Raw genomic sequence first — 1,323 nt, forward strand, 5'->3', positions numbered from 1 at the left:
GCGCGGGGGAGGGCGTGAGGATCGTACGGATGCGGTGGCGGCGGGCCGCCTCCGCGCCCGCGATCACCGCGGCGAGGGGGATCTCCAGTTGGAGGAGCAGGGCGTCGGCCGTGGCGATCGTGGCCTCGTCGCCGGGGGCGAGGTGGTCGACGGTGCCGTTGGCGGCGGGGATGACGACGATCGCGTTGCCGCCCTCGTCGTCCACCACGATGTGCGCGGTGCCGGACGGGCCCTCGACGGTGCGCAGATGGTCGGTGTCGACGCCGGAGTGCTCGAAGGCGGACCGGAGCTGAGCGCCGTAGACGTCGTTGCCGACCGCGCTGATGATGGTGACGTCGGCGCCCGAACGGGCCGCGGCGATCGCCTGGTTGGCGCCCTTGCCGCCGGGGATCGTGCGGAACTCCCGTCCCGTCACGGTCTCTCCGCGCTGTGGGGCCTTCGCGACGTAGGCGACTAGGTCCATGTTCGTGCTGCCGAGCACGGCGATGTGGGTCATGGGCGGGCGGTCTCCTGATGGGTGAGCCGGGCGAGGGTGTCGAAGCCGATGCCGTTGAAGTCGCCTACGGAGGTGGCGAGTCGGTTCTTGAGCGGGGTCGTCCAGCGGTCGGGGAGAGCGGTGTCCGCGAGGAGGGCGGCGATGCTGCCGACCGTCGCTCCGTTCGAGTCGGTGTCCCAACCCCCGGACACCGCGCGGCAGATGGAGCCGGTGAAGTCGCCGTCCGCGTGGGTGAGGGCGGCGGCGATCAGGGCGGTGTTGGGGATCGCGTGGACCCAGTGATGGGTTCCGCCGTAGGTGGCGTGGAGTTGGTCCACCACCTCGTCGAAGTCCCGGTGTTTCCGGGCCAGTTGGAGGGCGTGCCGGATCGCCCTGGCCAGGCGGGAGCCGTGCGGGACGACCGTCAGACCGGTGTGCAGGCAGGTGTGGATGTCGTGGGTGCCGGTGGTCGCGGTCGCGATGGTGGCCGCCGTGAACATCGCCGCGTAGACGCCGTTCGCGGTGTGGGTCAACGTGGCGTCGCGGTGGGCCTGTTCGGCAGCGGCGGCGGGGTTGCCGGGGTTGGTCCAGCCGTGCACGTCGGCACGGATCAGGGCGCCGATCCACTCGCGGAACGGGTTGCGGTGGCGGGCCGTTCGCGGGGGTTCCAGGCCGGTGAGGAGGTTGCGGTAGGCGATGCGTTCGGCGGTGAAGGTGCGGCCCGCGGGGAGTTCGTCGAGCCAGAGCTTCGCCACGTCGGCGGTCGTGAAGTCCTTGCCGTGGCGCTGTAGCAACAGGAGGTTCAACAAGGGGTAGTTGAGGTCGTCGTCCTCGGGCATGCCGTCGAT

At 71.1% G+C, this 1,323-nt stretch carries 2 protein-coding genes; both read right to left on the reverse strand.

What is annotated here, in order from left to right; all coding sequences use genetic code 11:
* Positions 1-496: PfkB family carbohydrate kinase (locus AC31A1_RS51490; RefSeq protein ID WP_489659925.1), on the reverse strand; the 496-nt coding region annotated here is incomplete at its 3' end.
* Positions 493-1,323, reverse strand: an 831-nt coding sequence (locus AC31A1_RS51495; RefSeq protein ID WP_489659926.1) for an ADP-ribosylglycohydrolase family protein, incomplete at its 5' end; no start/stop codon positions are given. The genes AC31A1_RS51490 and AC31A1_RS51495, both read right to left, overlap by 4 nt.

This window comes from Streptomyces sp. P5F9 (assembly GCF_057961495.1).